At 73.8% G+C, this 17,036-nt stretch carries 17 protein-coding genes, 1 tRNA gene and 1 pseudogene; 13 read left to right on the top strand and 6 right to left on the bottom strand.

Annotated elements, in window-relative coordinates; translation table 11 throughout:
* Positions 1–39: 39 nt before the first annotated feature.
* The 3 genes from LX15_RS28465 to LX15_RS28455 all read left to right on the top strand — a co-directional run bounded on the left by LX15_RS28465 (position 40) and on the right by LX15_RS28455 (position 3,542).
* Positions 40–852: a DeoR/GlpR family DNA-binding transcription regulator gene (locus LX15_RS28465; RefSeq protein ID WP_253673480.1), complete on the top strand. Its 813-nt coding sequence runs from the start codon at positions 40–42 to the stop codon at positions 850–852.
* Positions 849–1,931 carry a galactose-1-phosphate uridylyltransferase gene (gene galT, locus LX15_RS28460; protein WP_253673478.1) on the top strand — a complete coding sequence of 361 codons (1,083 nt, stop codon included), beginning with the start codon at positions 849–851 and terminating at the stop codon, positions 1,929–1,931. Before LX15_RS28465 ends, galT begins: the two co-directional genes overlap by 4 nt.
* Positions 1,932–2,009: 78 nt before the next feature.
* A complete protein-coding gene (locus tag LX15_RS28455; RefSeq protein ID WP_253673476.1) occupies positions 2,010–3,542 on the top strand; it encodes a trypsin-like peptidase domain-containing protein in 1,533 nt (510 codons plus the stop codon).
* Between the two features lie 749 nt (positions 3,543–4,291).
* On the opposite strand, the gene LX15_RS33325 is transcribed toward LX15_RS28455, so the two are convergent.
* Entirely contained in the window at positions 4,292–5,521 is a 1,230-nt protein-coding gene (locus LX15_RS33325) for a DUF6493 family protein (RefSeq protein ID WP_253673475.1), read from the bottom strand.
* A gap of 641 nt (positions 5,522–6,162) precedes the next feature.
* Between LX15_RS33325 and LX15_RS28445 the strand changes: the two genes are divergently transcribed.
* The 3 genes from LX15_RS28445 to LX15_RS28435 all read left to right on the top strand — a co-directional run bounded on the left by LX15_RS28445 (position 6,163) and on the right by LX15_RS28435 (position 9,197).
* A complete protein-coding gene (locus tag LX15_RS28445; RefSeq protein WP_253673473.1) occupies positions 6,163–6,738 on the top strand; it encodes a TetR/AcrR family transcriptional regulator in 576 nt (191 codons plus the stop codon).
* A gap of 244 nt (positions 6,739–6,982) precedes the next feature.
* On the top strand, positions 6,983–7,480 hold the full coding sequence (locus LX15_RS28440; RefSeq protein WP_253673471.1) for a MogA/MoaB family molybdenum cofactor biosynthesis protein: 498 nt from the start codon (positions 6,983–6,985) through the stop codon (positions 7,478–7,480).
* A 226-nt stretch (positions 7,481–7,706) separates the two neighbouring features.
* Positions 7,707–9,197, top strand: coding sequence for a M48 family metallopeptidase (locus LX15_RS28435; protein ID WP_253673469.1), 1,491 nt, complete (start codon positions 7,707–7,709; stop codon positions 9,195–9,197).
* Positions 9,198–9,261: 64 nt separating this feature from the next.
* Here the strand turns inward: LX15_RS28435 and LX15_RS28430 are convergent, their stop codons facing one another.
* Positions 9,262–9,534, bottom strand: a complete 273-nt coding sequence (locus tag LX15_RS28430; protein ID WP_253673467.1) for a hypothetical protein — start codon at positions 9,532–9,534, stop codon at positions 9,262–9,264.
* 104 nt (positions 9,535–9,638) lie between these two features.
* Here LX15_RS28430 and LX15_RS28425 point away from each other — a divergent pair, with 104 nt between their 5' ends.
* Positions 9,639–9,818: a hypothetical protein gene (locus tag LX15_RS28425; RefSeq protein WP_253673615.1), complete on the top strand. Its 180-nt coding sequence runs from the start codon at positions 9,639–9,641 to the stop codon at positions 9,816–9,818.
* A 187-nt stretch (positions 9,819–10,005) separates the two neighbouring features.
* On the opposite strand, the gene mscL is transcribed toward LX15_RS28425, so the two are convergent.
* Complete coding sequence (gene mscL / locus LX15_RS28420; protein WP_253673465.1) at positions 10,006–10,443, bottom strand: large-conductance mechanosensitive channel protein MscL; 438 nt, start codon at positions 10,441–10,443, stop codon at positions 10,006–10,008.
* A gap of 55 nt (positions 10,444–10,498) precedes the next feature.
* A complete protein-coding gene (locus LX15_RS28415) occupies positions 10,499–11,185 on the bottom strand; it encodes an SAF domain-containing protein (protein ID WP_253673463.1) in 687 nt (228 codons plus the stop codon).
* Positions 11,186–11,350: 165 nt separating this feature from the next.
* Between LX15_RS28415 and LX15_RS33865 the strand changes: the two genes are divergently transcribed.
* Complete coding sequence (locus LX15_RS33865) at positions 11,351–11,494, top strand: hypothetical protein (RefSeq protein WP_443729326.1); 144 nt, start codon at positions 11,351–11,353, stop codon at positions 11,492–11,494.
* A 14-nt stretch (positions 11,495–11,508) separates the two neighbouring features.
* Here LX15_RS33865 and LX15_RS33860 read toward each other — a convergent pair.
* Positions 11,509–11,649: pseudogene (locus tag LX15_RS33860) on the bottom strand (FmdB family zinc ribbon protein); the annotation flags it as partial.
* A 168-nt stretch (positions 11,650–11,817) separates the two neighbouring features.
* Complete coding sequence (locus tag LX15_RS28405; RefSeq protein WP_253673452.1) at positions 11,818–12,423, bottom strand: 5-formyltetrahydrofolate cyclo-ligase; 606 nt, start codon at positions 12,421–12,423, stop codon at positions 11,818–11,820.
* 66 nt (positions 12,424–12,489) lie between these two features.
* Here LX15_RS28405 and LX15_RS28400 point away from each other — a divergent pair, with 66 nt between their 5' ends.
* From LX15_RS28400 to LX15_RS28380, 5 genes are all read left to right on the top strand, one after another.
* Positions 12,490–13,380, top strand: a complete 891-nt coding sequence (locus LX15_RS28400) for a UTP--glucose-1-phosphate uridylyltransferase (RefSeq protein WP_253673450.1) — start codon at positions 12,490–12,492, stop codon at positions 13,378–13,380.
* A gap of 73 nt (positions 13,381–13,453) precedes the next feature.
* Positions 13,454–14,677 (top strand): molybdotransferase-like divisome protein Glp, encoded by a 1,224-nt coding sequence (gene glp / locus LX15_RS28395; RefSeq protein ID WP_253673448.1) that lies wholly within the window; start codon positions 13,454–13,456, stop codon positions 14,675–14,677.
* A 6-nt stretch (positions 14,678–14,683) separates the two neighbouring features.
* Entirely contained in the window at positions 14,684–15,358 is a 675-nt protein-coding gene (locus LX15_RS28390; protein ID WP_253673446.1) for a GNAT family N-acetyltransferase, read from the top strand.
* A gap of 334 nt (positions 15,359–15,692) precedes the next feature.
* The gene (gene sepX / locus LX15_RS28385; protein ID WP_253673444.1) at positions 15,693–16,478 is read left to right on the top strand and encodes a divisome protein SepX/GlpR; all 786 of its coding nucleotides are present in this window, start codon (positions 15,693–15,695) and stop codon (positions 16,476–16,478) included.
* A 56-nt stretch (positions 16,479–16,534) separates the two neighbouring features.
* A tRNA-Ala gene (locus LX15_RS28380) sits at positions 16,535–16,607 on the top strand.
* The last annotated feature ends 429 nt before the right edge of the window (positions 16,608–17,036 follow it).

The raw sequence follows: 17,036 nt of genomic DNA, 5'->3' as shown, positions 1-17,036 counted from the left end.
GCAGTCTGGGCATCGGCTTTCGGCGAACGGAGGAGCGGCGTGCTGGCGGGACAGCGGCAGTCGGTGATCCTGGACGAGGTGCGGCGCACCGGCGCGGTGCGGGTGAGCGACCTCGTCACCCGGCTCGGCGTGTCCGACATGACCATCCGGCGCGACCTCGACGCCCTGGCGCGTCGCGGCCTCGTCGACAAGGTCTACGGCGGCGCGACCGCCGTCGGCGGGCGCAGCACCGACGAGCCCGGCTTCGAGGCCAAGTCGATGCGGCAGCTCCCGGAGAAGACCGCGATCGCGTCGGCCGCCTCGGCCCTGGTCCGGCCGGGCACCGCGATCGGGCTCTCCGCCGGCACCACCACGTGGACCCTGGCGCGGCACCTCGACGAGGTGCCCGACCTGACCGTCGTCACCAACTCGGTGCGGGTCGCCGACGCGTTGCAGAGCGCGGGCCGCTCCGACCGGACCGTCGTGCTCACCGGCGGCGTGCGCACCCCCTCCGACGCCCTGGTCGGCCCGGTCGCCGTGCAGGCGCTGCGGTCCCTGCACCTGGACGTGGTGTTCCTCGGCGTCCACGGCATGTCCCCCAGGGCCGGCTTCACCACGCCCAACCTCAACGAGAGCGAGACCGACCGCGCGCTGGTCGAGGCCGCGAACCGCGTCGTCGTGGTCGCCGACCACACCAAGTGGGGCGTCGTCGGCATCTCCACCATCGCCGGGCTGGAGGAGGCCGACGTGCTGGTCACCGACGACGGGCTGGCCGAGGAGGCGGCGGCCGAGCTGCGCGAGCGCGTCGGCGAGCTGATCCTCGCCGGACGCCCCGGCGGCGCGGTCGCGCGGGACGCGGGGGTGGGCGCGTGAGGCGCACCGCGCGTCGGCTCGCCGACGGCAGGGAGATCGTCTACTTCGACGACGACCCGCAGGCCCCGCCCCGCACCGCCGAGGACACCCGGGACCTGCCGGCCCAGCGGCCCCTGTCGGAGATCCGCCGCGACCCGCTGACCGGAGAGTGGGTGGCGCTGGCCGCCCACCGCCAGACCCGCACCTACAAGCCGCCGGCCGACCTCTGCCCGCTGTGCCCGAGCAGCCCCGGCCGCCCCACCGAGATCCCCGAGCCCGACTACGAGGTGGCGGTCTTCGAGAACCGCTTCCCGTCCTTCGCGCAGGCCGTGCCCGAACCGGAGGGCGTCGTGCTCGACGGGCTGGTGCCCCGCCGCGCCGCCCTCGGCCGGTGCGAGGTCGTCTGCTTCACCTCCGACCACGACTCGGCCTTCGTCGAGCTGAGCCCGCGCAGGGCGCGCACGGTGGTGGACGCGTGGGCCGACCGCACCGAGGCCCTCGGCCGGCTCCCCGGCGTCGAGCAGGTCTTCTGCTTCGAGAACCGGGGCGAGGAGATCGGGGTGACCCTGCACCACCCCCACGGCCAGATCTACGCCTACCCGTTCGTCACGCCCCGCACCGAACGCATGCTGCGCGTGGCCGCCGAGCACCACGAGCGCACCGGGCGGCACGTCCTCGGCGACGTGCTGGCCGCCGAGCGCGCGCACGGGGAACGCGTGGTCGCGACCTCGGAGCACTGGACCGCCTACGTGCCGGCGGCGGCGCGCTGGCCCGTCGAGGTGCACCTCGTGCCCCACCGCCGGGTGCCCGACCTGCCGGCGCTCGACGACACCGAACGCGACGACTTCGCCCGCCTCTACCTGGACGTGCTGCGACGCCTCGACGGCCTGTACGCGCGGCCGCTGCCCTACATCGCCGCGTGGCACCAGGCCCCCGTCCACACCGGACGGGACCTGTCCTGGCTCCACCTCCAGGTGTTCTCCGTCCTGCGCACCGCCGACAAGCTGAAGTACCTGGCCGGCTCCGAGTCCGGCATGGCGGTGTGGATCAACGACGTCACCCCGGAACAGGTCGCCGACCGGCTCCGGCGCGCCGTCTGAGGAAGATCACTGACATCGCACACGGGACGCCCAGCGTCATCTCAGCGTGCTCTCAGCTCCACGGCGCACAGTAGAGACATGACCGAGCAGAACCCGGGTGCGTCCGGCGGGCAGCCGGAGCGGTCCGCGCAGCCCGCCGACGGCGCCCCCCAGCCGCCGTCGGCCGAGGCCGGCCAGCAGCCGGCCGGTTCGCCCGAGCACACGCCCGCCCCGCCCCCGCCGGCCGCCGAGCAGCCGCCGTCGGTGTGGGCGCGGGAGCAGGCTCCCGCTGGGTCACCCACGACTCCCGCCACCGGGACCGAGCAACCCCACCCGGTCGGGCTGGCCGCGCCGCAGCAGGCCGGCCAGTCCGGCCACATCGGGGACCAGGCCGCCAGCGGTCAGTACCCGTGGCAGCCCATCGGACCGCAGGGCGGCTACCCGGGCGGGCAGGGCGCCGTGCCAGGAGCCGGCCCCCACACCCACCCCGGCCACGCCGCGCCCCAGCACGGCACCGCGTTGTTCCCCCCTGCCCCGCCCGCGCGGCGCGGCCGGACCGGCAAGGTCGTCGGCGCGGCGCTGCTGGCGGTCCTCCTGGCCGGCGGCGGAGGGCTCGGCGGCGGCTGGCTCGGCTACGAGCTGGCCAAGGACCGCTACAACGGCCCGAGCGCCCTGGAAGTGCCCGCGCCCGCGCCGAAGCCGGCCAACTCGGCGCCCGCCGGCTCGGTCGAGCAGGTGGCGCAGAAGCTGCTGCCGAGCGTGGTCGAACTCCAGGTGCAGGGCCGCACGGCCGCCGGGACCGGGTCGGGCTTCGTGATCAGCGGCGACGGCTACGTCCTGACCAACAACCACGTGGTGGAGGCCGCGGCCAACGGCGGCCGGATCGGCGTGGTGTTCCAGGACGGGCGCACCGCGTCGGCGAAGATCGTGGGCAGGGCGCCCACCTACGACCTGGCCGTGGTGAAGGTCGAGGGCGTGTCCGGGCTGCGCCAGGTCGAGCTGGGCCGCTCCGACGACCTCCAGGTCGGCCAGGAGGTCGTGGCCATCGGCGCCCCGTTCCAGCTCGCCGGCACCGTGACCAGCGGCATCATCAGCGCCATGAACCGCCCGGTGTCGCCGGGCGACGGGCAGAGCGACGTGAACCTGGTGCTCAACGCGATCCAGACCGACGCGGCGATCAACCCGGGCAACTCCGGTGGCCCCCTGGTGGACCGGCAGGGCAGGGTGATCGGCATCAACTCGGCGATCTACAGTCCGAAGGGCACCCCCGGCGGGCAGGCCGGCTCGGTCGGCCTCGGCTTCGCCATCCCGATCGACCAGGCCAAGCGGGTGGCCAAGGAGCTGACCGACCACGGGAAGGCGACCCAGCCGGTGCTCGGCGTGGCCAGCAGGCCGGCCCGCACCGGAGGGGCGGAGATCAGCGACCTCGTGCCGGGCGGCGCCGCCGACCAGGCGGGCCTCAAGGCCGGCGAGGTCATCACCAAGATCGACGAGCGGCGGATCTCCAGCAGCGAGGAACTGGTGGCGGCGGTGCGCTCCTACGCGCCGGGCGCCAAGGTCAAGGTGACCACGCGGGGCGACGGCGGCGACCGCACGGTCGAGGTGACCCTCGGCTCCCAGCCCGCCGAGTGACCACCGCCGACCAGTGACCACCGCCGACCAGTGAGCACCGCTGACCAGTGAGCACCGCCAACCAGTGACCACCGCTGACCAGTGAGCACCGCCAACCAGTGACCAGACGTCCCGGCCCGAGGCGCCCTCCACGGGCCGGGTGAGCCGGAACCACGCCGGGCGGGACCTCCCCTCGTCCGTCCGGCGTGGTTTCGCACCTGTTGGCGTCGCCGTGGTGCCCTTTCGGGGTGGGCGCCGCGGCGACGCCAACGCCTCGTCCTCAAGGTTTCCCGACGCCGCCGCCCTCTGGAGCTGCGCACTCGGCGGCCGCGCGGCGCGACGGCCCGCCCTCTCCTCTGTCCGAGGAAAACCCTTGCGCCCCAACCGCTCCGCGGTCTCTCCCTCACCACGGACAGCCCCCACCCGCCCTGGGGGGCGACCCCTGCACCAGCCTATCCGCCTTCACCCCGCCGGGAAACCGACACACCACGCCCTGTGGACAACTCGGGGACCTGTGGATAACTCCGGCGTTTCAGGACAAAACGACTTGCTCGTCCGGCCTTTTTCTGACAGGCCACGAAAGAGTGTCCCAACATCCCTCGCGCGGAGGCTCAGCGGAGCCGAGACCCGGCCCCAGCGCTGCTCCGGGTTCCCGCGCCCCTCGCGAAAAGCTCGTCTCTCCGTCGACCGCCGTGCCCCGCGTGGTGCTCCACCGCGTCCCGTGGCAAACGGATCACTGGAATGCCCGGCCCGTCGTGTGACCGAGGCGGTCAGTTCGTCGCTCTCACCGCGCCCCGGTCGCCAGCCTCGACACACTCCTCCCCACCGAGGGAAGGCTTTCCCACCCGGACTGTCGGCAGACCCGATCGGGCGAGAGTCTCGCGAAGCTCCCTCGGAAGCGCCATCGCCGCCGTCGCGAGCTGCACACGCACGTGCTCACCCGCTCGCCGCGCGTGCCGGGCCGCGATCCGCACCCCGTGCCTCGCGACCTCGTGGTCCCGTCGACCGAACGCCACCGGCAACGCGGCCAACACCTCGTCGCCGTCAGGGCGACCGGCTGCTCTGTCCAACCAGGACAGTGCATTGTGGACGATCTTCCTCTCTTGCCGGAACAGCAGAGCCTCGAAGGTCTCGCGCAGCTCCGGCCCGCTCAACCAGCCCGCGTCGCACGCGCGTCGCAGCTCCTGGGCCGCCAGCTCCGCCACCGGCTCCGACGCCGACGGCAGCAGCCGGAGGAACGACACCACGTGGTCGGCGGCCTCGTCGACCGTCGGCGCGAGCTCCCGGTACAGCAGGGTGAAGAAGCGCATCGCCCGTGCCTCCCCGCCCCGCAGGAAGCGGCCCAGGCAGCCGGTGAGCGCCGACCGGCGGGGCAGCAGCCCCTCGTCCACGAGACGGGCGAACCGGCGCGCGTGCCCCGCGGCGTCCCCGGCCAACGCCGCGCCCACGCCCTCCGACCGGAAGACGCGGGGCGCCATCACGGACAGGAACGCGTCGGTCCTGAGCTCGTCCCGCCCCGCCCGCTCCAACTCCGCGCACCACGCCACCACGAGGAGATCGTGCCCGGGTGGTTCGACGCCGCCGAGGCGGAGCAGCGCGGAGGCCACCGCCCAGGTGTGGCGGCGAAGACGGAAGCCGGCGGCGTACCGCGTCGCGACATCCACCAGCCAAGCCCGTGAGCGTCGTTCCAGAATCTGGGACAACTCGGCGACATGGCGCCCCTCCGGCACCCAGTGGCGCACGAGGTCCCGATGCGCCAACCACCGGGCGGTCGCGGCGGCACCACCGAGACAGCCCGCGCCCGCCAACCACAACGGCATCTGGTGGTGACTCTCCAGCCGGCCCCGCGACGAGCGCTGGCGCAGGTCGCGCAGGAAGGTCGGCAGCCACCGCGCGGCGACCCGCCGCTCACTCGGACCCAGCGAGCCGACGAGCCGGGCCACGCCGGTGGCGTCACCCCGTTCGACCAGGTCGCGGAGGTCGTCGACAACCGCGCTCACGCGCCCGCCACCTCCCCCGAGAGACCGGAGACGAGGACGTGCTCGCGGGGTTCCCGGTCCCCGGGACGCCGTGCCCACCAGGGGTGACAGGTGCGCGAACGTGTGGACAGCCGCACGACGCGAGTGTGCCCACGGGGCAGGACGTGGGCGAGACCGGGGCTGTCGAGACGCGCCAGATCGGCTGGCCGGACGGCGCGGACGTGGGTCTGCGTCGATGCGCTCACGCCGCGACCGTAGGAACCCGGCCCGACAAACGGTGATCTATCCGAACCGTGTCGCCCAGTGCACGGCCATCGAGCCCGGTGCGGGGCGGTTCGTCTCCGCACGCTTGGAGACAGGCTGAGCGCCGACCCCTCCCACCGTCCACAGTGGTCATCTCATGCGGACTCCCTCGTGGGGACTTCTTCGCCCGCTCGCGCTCTTCTGCCGGTCAGGGAGGCTCGCCGTGGTGACGTTGGCCGCGACCCTCCCGGAGGAGAGATCCGAAACGCCCTCGCGCCGCCCGGGCACGCGCCCGCTGTGCCTGCGCGGTTTCGACTGGGCATGCTGAGGACATGGCGGACGCTCCGACAGACCTCGACAGGGACACCGGCGACGGAAACCCCCGGCCACGCCGACGGCAGGCGCGCGGACAGCGCCGCATGTCCCAGATCCTGGACGCGGCCGCCGAGGTGCTGGCGGAGTCCGGCTACGAGAGCACCACGACGAACGCCATCGCCGCCAGGGCCGGGATCTCCCCGGGCACGGTCTACCAGTTCTTCGCCAACAAGGACGCCATCGCCGAGGCGCTGGTCGCCCGCTACCTGACCGCCCTCCGCGCCGCCTACGTGGAGGCGTTCCCGCCCGACCTCGTCCGACTCCCCATGGCCGAGCTGATCGACCGCATGGTCGACCCGATCCTGCGGCTCCACCTCGCCCACCCCGGCATGAAACCGCTGTTCGCGCGCACCGACATGCCCGAACGGCTGCTCGCGCCCACCCAACCCCTGCTCCAGGCCGTGCGCGAGCGGGTGGAGAGCGTGTTCGCGGCACGCGCGCCGGAGCTGTCCGCCGAGCGGCGCCGACGCTGCACCCAGGTGAGCGTCGAACTCTTCCGGGGGCTCCTCCCGCTCGTCCAGGCCGCCGACGGCGCGGAGCGGGACGCGCTCGTCACCGAACTGAAGGACGTGCTTCGCCGCTACCTGACACCGATCATCGGCACACCGGCGTCGGACTGATCCCGCTACCCGTGTCCCGCTACCCGTGTCCCGCCACCCGTGTCCCGCCACCCGTGACGGCCGCGCCTGTGGTCCCGCACACGAATCGACGTCTCGAACAATTTCCGTCCGGCCTCGCCCACCCGCCGATGTCGTTGGCGGAGAAAGAAAGTCGTTCTCGCGTTCCCCCTCCGTTCGTCGTGGTTCCGGGTCCCGGCCGCGACGGACCACGACGGAGTCCGCGACACCGGCTAACGTGACCGGCATGGAACGCACGCAGCGACTCGGCCGGGCTCTCGTCGTGATCGTGGACGACCGGATCGCGCAGGGCGAGCACGACGACAGCACCGGTCCGCTGGTGACCGAGCTGCTGGAGGAGGCCGGATTCATCGTCGACGGGACCGTGGCCGTGGCCGGGGAGACCGTGGACATCCGCAACGCCCTCAACACCGCCGTCATCGGCGGCGTGGACCTGGTGGTGACCGTGGGCGGCACCGGCGTCTCGCCCCGCGACGTGACCCCGGACGCCACCGCCGGCGTCCTCGACCGGCCCATCCCGGGCATCGCCGAGGCCCTGCGCGCCTCCGGCCTGGCCGCGGGCGCGGTCGACGCCGGCATCTCGCGCGGCCTGGTCGGCGTGTCCGGCAGCACCCTCGTGGTCAACCTCGCCTCGTCCCGGGCCGCGGTCCGCGACGGTATGGCCACCCTGACCCCGTTGGTCCAACACGTCATCGAGCAGCTCTCCGGGCTCGAAACCGCCTGAGGCGCTCCCGCGCCGGAAGCCCCGGCCGGGATCCCGGAAGGGAACGGACGCCGAACACGCGGAGCGGCGGGAAAGCCACCCGCCTTCGCGGCCGGTGTCCGTTCTGTTCCATAAGCGAAATTTCGCGCATTCGTAGTTGCCGTCTGATCGAGTGAAAGGCCAGACTGCGCGGGCTCGACAGTCGGGGGCGTGTTTCCCCCGCGTCCCCGCTCGTCATGGAGGCTCGATGCGCGTCCCGCTGCGCGCCGTGCTGGCACTCGTCCTGCTCGTCGGCTTCTTCGTCCTCGTCCTCGCCCTCACCGTGGGCGTGGCCGGCGTCGCCGTCTACGCCCTCACCACGGGGCACGGAGTCGGCGGGATCAAGCTCGGCCTCCTCGCCGGAGCGGTCGCCCTCGCGGTCGGCGCGGCCGTCCGCTCCGTGCTGCGCGTCAAACCGCAGCCCTACGGCGCCGTCGTCGACCGCGCCGCGCAGCCCCACCTCTGGGCGGTCGTCGACGAGCTCGCCGCCACCGCCCGCACCCGGGGACCGGACGAGATCCGTCTCGTCCCGGAGGTCAACGCCGCCGTCTTCGAGGAGGCGCCGCTGCTCGGCCTCCGCGAGGGCCGCCGCTACCTGATGATCGGCCTCCCGCTGCTCGCGGGCCTCACCGTGAGCGAGCTGCGCGCCGTGCTCGCCCACGAACTCGGGCACTACAGCCACGGCCACACCAAGCTGTCCGCCCTCACCTACCGCGCCACGGCCACCGTCAGCCGCACCGTGGAGGAGGTCGACGGCGTCGCCCGGTGGATCCTCAAGGGCTACTCGAAGCTCTACCTGCTCGTCGCGCGGTCCGCGAACCGGCAGCAGGAGCTGCACGCCGACGCGGCGTCGGTCGCCGCGGCAGGACGCGAGGCCACCCGCAACGCGCTGCGCCGCATCGGAGCCCTGGCCCCGGCCTGGTCCTTCTACGGCGACGCCTACCTCAGCCTGGCGCCCGCCGCGGGCCGCACCCCGGACCTGCTGGCCGGCTTCCGGTCGTTCCTCGCCGACCCGCACCGTCAGAAGGCGCTCGCGGAGATCGAGACCGCGCTGCTCGACGCCGAACCCTCGTCGGCCTTCGACAGCCACCCCCCGATCCGCAAGCGCATCGCCGCCGTGGACCGGCTGCCCGACCCCGGCCTGCCCCTCGACCAGCGACCGGCGTGGAGCCTGCTCGTCGACCCCGAGCGGGCCATCCCCGCCTTCGAGGAGCAGATCCTCATCGACGGGCTCGGCCCCCGCGCGAGCTGGGACGAGATCGTCCGACTCGCCGGGGCCGAGCAGGCCGCGCACCAGGCGCGCCTGCTGGCCCGCGCGGGCACGGAGAGCGGCGCCGCGCCGGCGGGGACGCTCGGCGCGGTGCTGGACGCGGTGCGGCGCGGCGACGGGCACCGCCTGGTCGGATGGGTGGTCAAGCCGGACCTGACGCCCGAGGAGTTCGCCGAGGCCGTGCCCGCCGTGCTCACCGACCTGCTCGCGGCCATGGTGGTCTCCGCGCTGATCGACGCGGGCCGGGCGCACCACGAGCTGGACTGGGGCGGCCCGTGGCGCGTGCGCCTGGCCGACGGAGCCGAGCTGGACCCCGAGGAGGTCGTCAGGGACGCGGCCACCCACCCCGCCGCCGTGCCCGCGCTCCGCGACCGGCTCGTCGCGATGGGGGTCTCCCTCCAGTACTCGCCCCGGCCGGCCGACGACTGACCGAGCGCGGCCCCCGCTCCCGATCACGCGGGAACGGGGGCCGCGCCTGGTCAGCCCAGTTCTGTCACTTCTGGCCCTCGCGCCCGTCGCGGCGCAACAGGCCCTCGACGCGGTGGCTCACGGTCTCGATCCGGTCGTGGTACCGGCCGTGGGTGACCCGGTCGATCCGGGTGGCGGCCATGTCCACGCCCCTGGCGGCCATGCCACCGGCCCGCTCCGCCCACGGCCCCGCCTTCTCGGCGATCGGCCCGGCCTTCTCCCGCGCCTTCTCGGCGATCGGCCCGGCTTTCTCCCGCGCCTTCTCCGCGAGCCGCCGGGCACTGTCCTTCAGGCTCATCGCGCGTCGCCTCCCTCGTCCGACCGCGACCTCGGCCGCCTCCATGCTGGCACGCGGCGCCGCCGTGGTGTGGACGCGGCGTCGACGTGGGGGACCATGGGGGAGTGACAGGCAAGACCTCGGGCCACGACAGGCAGCGGCGCCCGGCCGACTGGGACCGGCTGCGCGAGGTCTTCGGCGACGTGCTCCCGGAGACCACCCGCGACGAACGCGACCCGGAGAACCCGCGCCGCGACACCGACACCTGGTACCGCGAGAACCGCCCTCCGCACCACGACCGCTGACCGGGCCATCCGCGCCCCACCGCAGTAGCGGGTGGGGGTGGGGGGGTGGGGGTCCCCCCGCCCCCCACCCCCCTCCCCCGCCCCTCCCCGTTCCCCTTGGTGTGAGCCCCTGACCCCTGGCCGTGGTGATGTGGCCCCCGACCCCGTCGGTGGTCGTGGTGGTCAATCGTGTTGTGTGGGTGCTGCGTCAGTCGATGGTGCGGTCGCCCGTCGGGCGGTCCGTCGTCGTGGTGCGCGCCTGGGACTTCAGCAGGTCGCGGATCTCGGTGAGCAGCTCGATGTCGGTCGGCTCGGACGGCCCGGGTTCCTGGCCGCGTCGCCGGCGCTCCTGGAGCTTGTTCATCGGCATGACGAGCAGGAAGTAGACCACCGCCGCCACGATCACGAAGTTGATCGCCGCGTTGATGACGCCGCCCAGGTCGAGGAACGTCGAGTCGTTGCCGCGCAGGATGTTGAAGCCCAGGCCGCGCGCCGCCTCGGTGCCCCCGATCGAGTTGATCAGCGGTTTGATGACGCCGTTGGTGAACGCCGTGACGATCGCGGTGAACGCGGTGCCGACGACGACCGCGACCGCGAGGTCGATGACGTTGCCGCGCATCAGGAAGTCCTTGAAACCCTTCAACACGAGCCGTTCCTCCTGACGGAGTAGAAGTCGATGAGGCGTTCGGTCGAGAAGCGGTCTATCGGAGAGTAACGGCGACCCCGTGTGAGAGTGACGCGGCCGTGACGCCGGGCGCCTCGTCCCGGGACACGCCGACCACCACCAACCGGCCGGGGTGGGAGGGGTTCGCGCCGCCGGGCCGGACCGCCACCACGACGGCGTCCGAGGCCAGGACCGTCGGGGGCGACCGGTCGGCCGTCACGGCGACCACGTCGACCCGACCGCCCGGTCGCAGCAGGTCCGCGACCTCGGGGTCCGACAGGCGCACCGGCACCGCCGCGGCCGCGCCCCGCCGCGTGGCCATCTCGACGAACTCCGGCCCGGCCAGCCGGACGTCGGTCAGCGGCTCGCCGGCCCTGGCCGCTCCCGCCAGGACCCTGCCGACGGCCTGCTCGGGGTCCCGGAGCACGTGTCCTGGTGCGCCGCCGGCCGATGAACGCCGCTGTTCCACGTCGCCCGACTGGATCAGCGCGCCGGGGCCGATGTCCCGCGCCGCGACGAGGACCGGTCCGGTGTCGGGCGCCTCGCCGGGCGGTGGCCGCAGGGCGAGCGCCAGGGCGAGCAGGGCCAGCAGGCCCGCGAGGATCCGGCGGAGACGGATCGGGCGGCTCCAGCCGCCGCCCCTCAACAGCCCGTGAAGGCGGTCGCGCAGCGGTGCGGCGAGGGTGGGCGACGGTGGCGTGAGGTGATCGTTTTCCCTGCTCATCGGGCGTCCTCGGTGTCGTGCGGGTTCGTCGCCTCGACGGTAGGGCGCGCGGGGACGCAGGGAAACGACAAGCGCCCCGGCTGTGGATAACTGGGGCGCCTGTGGATAACTCGCGGTGTCGCGCGGTTATTCGGTTGACAACCGCGTCACGACGCCGCGGTCGCGGTGGAGCCGCTCGAGGACGAGCTGCCGCTGGACGCGCTCGACGAGCTGGAGCTGGACGAGGACGAGGTGGTCGAGGACGACGAGGAAGTCGACGCCGTCGACGACGACTTGCCGCTGCCCGACGAGCGGCTGTCGGTACGGTAGAAGCCGCTGCCCTTGAAGACGATGCCCACCGCGTTGAACAGCTTGCGCAGCTTGCCCGAGCACTCCGGGCACTCGGTGAGTGCGGCGTCGGTGAACGACTGCACCGCCTCGAACCGGTGGTCGCACTGGGTGCAGGCGTAGGCGTAGGTCGGCACTGGATCCCTCCGCGGCTTCCCGATCTGGCACTCGCCAGGCGAGAGTGCCAAACCGATGATGCGCCAACGACGGCCCGGACGCAAACACGTCCTGGTCACACCCACACGAGTGGCCCTGGGCCGACCAGCGCCGGAGCCCCGCGTGGTCCTCGCTCACCGCTGCCGACATCACCCGGACGAGGAGATCAGGACAAGTCCTCTCGTGGGGGTGAGCACAGCGCCGACACGCACGTCATGCGGCTCCGCCGGCAGCTCGTCGACGAACTCGCTGTCCCGGACCACGGCCACCAGCAGCGCGCCGGGCCGCGCGAGCGGCAGCGAGCGGTCGTAGTAACCCCCGCCGCGCCCGAGCCGCACGCCCCGCGAGTCCACCGCCAGCGCCGGCACGAACAGGACCTCGGCCTCGCCCACCGCCTCGGGCCCCAGCCGCGGACCCGTCGGCTCCAGCAACCCGAAGGCCCCCGCCGTCAGCTCCCCGACGTACTCCGCCCACTCCAGCGCCTCGGGTTTCGTCACGGGGACGGGAACGACGGGCAGCAACACCCGCCAGCCGGCCCGCCGCAGCGCGTCCACCATCGCGAGAGAACCGGGCTCGCTGCCCACCGGCACGTAGGCGCACGCGGTTCCGGTCCGTCCGTCCGCCCACCGGCCGACCGCCTCGGCCAGCGCCGCCGCCTCGGCCGACCGGCTCTCCTGGGAGGACGCGCGTCGTTCCGCGAGGACACGCGCCCGCCACCCCGCCTTGTCGAGCTCGTCGCGCCCGCGCCCTACCACGGCACGTGAGCATACGGTGGCGGATGGCTCAGCTCGCCCGCTCCGTCGCCGTTAGGCTCGCTCACCATGAGCTCGACGAGCACGTTTCGTACCGCGATCGTCCCCGCCGCGGGCCTGGGTACCCGATTCCTGCCCACCACGAAGACGGTGCCGAAGGAACTGCTCCCCGTCGTCGACACACCCGGCATCGAGCTGGTGGCGGCCGAGGCCGCCGACGCCGGCGCCGCCCGACTCGTCATCGTCACCTCCCCCGACAAGCGGGCCGTGGTCGAGCACTTCCGGCCGCGCCCCGACCTGGAGGCCACCCTGGAGGAGCGCGGCAAGACCGCGTTGCTGGAGAAGGTGCGCCGCGCCCCGAACCTCATCGACGTCGACGTGGCCATCCAGGAGCAGGCGCTGGGCCTCGGCCACGCCGTCGGCTGCGCCGAGTCCACTTTGGACGGTCAGGACGAGGCGGTCGCCGTGCTGCTCCCCGACGACCTCGTGCTGCCCACCGGCGCGCTGAGCGCGATGGCGCGGGTCCGCGAGGAGCGCGGCGGCAGCGTGCTGCTCGCCCTCGACCTCCCCCGCGAGGAGCTCTCCGCCTACGGGGTCTTCGACGTCGAGCCGACCGACACGCCCGACGTGCTGCGGGTCAGGGGCATGGTGGAGAAGCCCCGCCCCGAGGAGGCTCCCTCGACCTACGCCGCCGCCGGCCGCTACCTGCTGGACCGGGCCGTCTTCGACGCGCTCCGCCGGATCACGCCGGGGGCGGGCGGGGAGCTCCAGCTCACCGACGCGATCGCGTTGCTGATCCAGGACGGGCACCCGGTCCACGTCGTGGTGCATCGTGGGTCCCGGCATGATCTCGGCAACCCGGGCGGTTTCCTGCGGGCGGCGGTCGACTTCGCCCTGGAGAGCCCGGAGTACGGCCCCGGCCTGCGCGAGTGGCTGCGGGAGCGGGTCGCCGAGGCGTGACGCGCCCGGCGGCCGACGGCCGGCGAGCGCCAGAAGGGGGGAGTGCGAGGTGTCGGGAGTTGAGGTCACAACCATGAGGTCGGTCGAGGAGCAGCTCCACCGGGTGCTGGCGGCCGCGGTGCGTCCGGCCCCGGTCCGGGTGGCGATCTCCGAAGCGCAGGGCCTGCTCTGCGCCGAGGAGGTGGTCGCGGAGAGCGCGCTGCCCGGCTTCGACCAGGCCGCCGTGGACGGCTACGCGGTGCGCAGCGTCGACGTGCAGGCCGCGGCCGAGGACCCGGTCGTGCTCCCGGTCGTCGGCGAGATCCCGGCCGGCTCCCGGCAGCCGCACCGGCTCCAGCCGGGGCAGGCCGTCCGGGTGGTCACCGGCGCGCCGCTGCCGACCCTCGCCGACGCCGTCGTCCCCCTCGGCTACACCGACGAGCACCCGGCCAGGGTCACCATCAACCGCCCGGTGCCCTCGGCGGGGTTCGTCCGCAAGGCCGGCGAGGACGTGCAGACCGGCGACGTGGCGGTGCGTTCGGGCTCCCCGATCGGCCCCGCCCAGGTCGGCCTGCTCGCCGCCGTCGGCAGGAACAAGGTGCTGGTCCACCCCCAGCCACGCGTGTCGATCATCTCCGTCGGCGACGAGCTGGTCGACATCGACCGCGCCCCAGGACCGGGGCAGGTCTTCGACGTCAACTCCTACGCCCTGACCGCCGCGGCCAGGGACGCCGGCGCCGAGGCCACGCGGGTCGGCATCGTCAGCACCGACCCGCGCAAGCTGCGGGAGACCGTCGAGGGGCGGCTGCTGATCTCCGAGGTCGTGGTGATCGCCGGCGGGGTGGGGGGCTCCGCCGGCGACGAGGTCAGGGCCGCCCTGGCCGACCTCGGCGACCTCGACGTCACCCGGGTCGCCATGCACCCCGGCTCGGTGCAGGGCTTCGGCCGGCTCGGCCCGGACGCGGTGCCCACGTTCCTGCTGCCGGGCAACCCGATCAGCGCGCTCGTCGTGTTCGAGGTGCTCGTGCGGCCGCTGATCAGGACCGCGCTCGGCAAGCGCAACCCGACGCGACGCAGCGTGCGCGCCCGGCTGCTCGCGCCGGTCACCTCCACCAAGGGGCGGCGCGGCTACCTGCGCGGCCAGCTCCTGCGCGACACCGAGACCGGCGAGTACCTGGTGCAGCCGCTGGGCACCGCCGGCGCGCACCTGCTCGCCTCGCTGGCCGAGGCCAACTGCCTGGTCGTGATCGACGAGGACGTCACCGACGTGGCCGAGGGGGACGAGGTCGAGGTCAGCTTCCTGGCCCAGCGGGGCTGAGCTGCGGTGCGCCCGGTCGACGGCGCCGCGACCGAGCTGGTCGTCGGCACCCGGCACCCCGGCTGGCCGGCGCGGCTGGGGCCGCTCCTGGTCCCGGCGGGCGCCGTCGCGCTGCGCCCGCCCCGGTTGTTCGACGGGGCGGCGTGGAGCCGCGTGCGGCTCAGGGACAGGGCGCTGCTGGAGCCGTGGGAGCCGAGCCTGGGCGCCGCGTGGGAGGACCGCAACACGGTCCTGGCGTGGCCGGGGCAGTGGTCGTCGTTGCGGTCCATGGCCCGCCAGGGCCAGGCGCTGCCGTTCGTGATCACCGTGGACGGCGAGTTCTCCGGGCAGATCACCATCGGCAACGTCGTCAGGGGCGCGTTGCGCTCCGCGTGGGTCGGCTACTGGGTGGCCGGCGACCGGGTCAGGGGCGGCGTCGCGACCGCGGCCGTCGCGCTTGTCGCCGACCACTGCTTCGGCGCCGCGGGCCTGCACCGGCTGGAGGCCACGGTGCGCCCGGAGAACGCCGCCTCGCTGCGGGTCCTGGCCAAGCTCGGGTTCCGCGAGGAGGGGCTGTTCCGCCGGTACCTGGAGGTGGACGGCGCCTGGCGCGACCACGTCTGCCTCGCCATGACCGCCGAGGACGCCCCCGAGGGTCTGGTCGCCCGTCTGATCGCCTCGGGCAGGGCCCGCCGCCCCTGAGGCGTGGCGTTCATCACCCCGGGACCGGGGTCGGTATCCGACCGGCTCCGGCCGTCACCTGATCAAGCATGTGGGGGACAGGGGTGACGCGGAGTGGGTGCCGTCCGCCGCCGGTCGGGGACGGGGCGGTCCGCGTTGGTCCGTGCGGGTGGTCACGTCGGCGTCACGCTGGCGCGTCGAGATCGTCTTCCGGTTCGATGAACGCATCGGGTGATCTCTGCCGCGTACCGGGAACGCGTTCCCGTCGGCGCGCCTCCGTCACTGGTGTGACTGCTGTGACTAGCGTGGCGGTGGCACACGCGCGCTGCTCGACGACCGGGGGAGGTGGCGAGTCATGAGCTCGTTGATCTTCGCGGCGCTGGCCGTCGCCTGGCTCGTCGTGCTGGTCCCCATGGTCGCCCGGCGGCGCCAGGAGGTCGTCCGTACCGCCGACTCCGCCCTGGCCGCGCGCGTCCTGCGCCGCGGCGGGGCACGGCGGGCCGGTCCGGCCAGCAGCACGGAGGACGGGTTCGACATGGCCGACCCCGACAACGTCGACCCCGCCCCCGGCGGGGACGACTACGACGCCTACGACCGAGACGCCTACGGGCACGACGGGTACGAGCACGGCGACGAGCCCGGCCACGACGAGCGGATCGACCTCGCCGACGAGCCGGGACCCGCCCGGCGGTACCGGCCGGGCCGGGGCGGCTTCGACCCCGACCACGCGGCCGCCGTCGCCAGGGCCAAGTACCAGTTCCGGCAGCGCGTGGTGCTGGCCATGCTCCTGCTGGCCCTCGTCAGCGGCGTGCTCGCGTTCGTCGCCGTGCCGCTCCTGTGGTGGGTCCACGGCGCGCTCGACGTGCTCCTGGTGGGCTACCTGACCTACCTGCGGCGCCAGGTGCGCATCGAGGAGGAGGTCCGGCAGCGGCGGCTCGCCCGCCTCGCCGGCGCCCGTCGGCGCGCGGCCGGCCAGCCGCACCCCACCACCCCGGCGGAGCGGGACGAGCAGCTCGCCACCCCGCCCCACCGCTCGCCGCGCCCCGGCGCCCTCGTCGTGGAGATCGACGACGAGGACCCGGCGTTCGACGAGCTCGACGCCCCCACGCCGTTCAGCTACCGGCGCGCGGTGGGCGAGTAGAGGGGGGTGGCGAAAGTGCCCCCAGAAACCTGCTATGCTTCGGGGGCACCAAGCACGGGGCTGTAGCGCAGTTGGTAGCGCGTCTCGTTCGCATCGAGAAGGTCAGGGGTTCGATTCCCCTCAGCTCCACGTACGACTGGGCGACCCCTGTTCGCGGAAAGCGCGAACAGGGGTCGTCCGTTTATGACGTTGGGGGGCCGAGCCCCCCATACCCCCCACGGTGCGAGCTCCTCACCTTGGCGAGCGCTGGGCACGACTTCCCTGACCAGCACCCCTCTTTCTTGTGGCCTTCCTCACCTCCTCTCTGTCCGCTCGACTCTCATTCACCGCCCCTTGCTCGCATTGTGTTGAGGCTCACATCACGTTTGTTCCTCAGTTGGTCGTCTGCTCTGGGGTGGGTCGTGGCGGTCTTCGACCGCACGACTGCTGGGCGCGGCTGGCTTTGCCAGCGCGGCTGGCTGGTGCCCGACCTCAGACGCGCGCCGTGGGCTGACACCAACCGCACGACTGCTGGGCTCAGCGGGGGAGGGGGGGCGCGGCTGGCTTCGCCAGCGCGCC

Origin of the sequence: Streptoalloteichus tenebrarius (genome assembly GCF_024171885.1) — a bacterium.
GTDB classification, from domain to species: domain Bacteria; phylum Actinomycetota; class Actinomycetes; order Mycobacteriales; family Pseudonocardiaceae; genus Streptoalloteichus; species Streptoalloteichus tenebrarius.
Note: the sequence above shows the minus strand (reverse complement) of the source record. Positions and strands in the feature narration are given on the sequence as shown.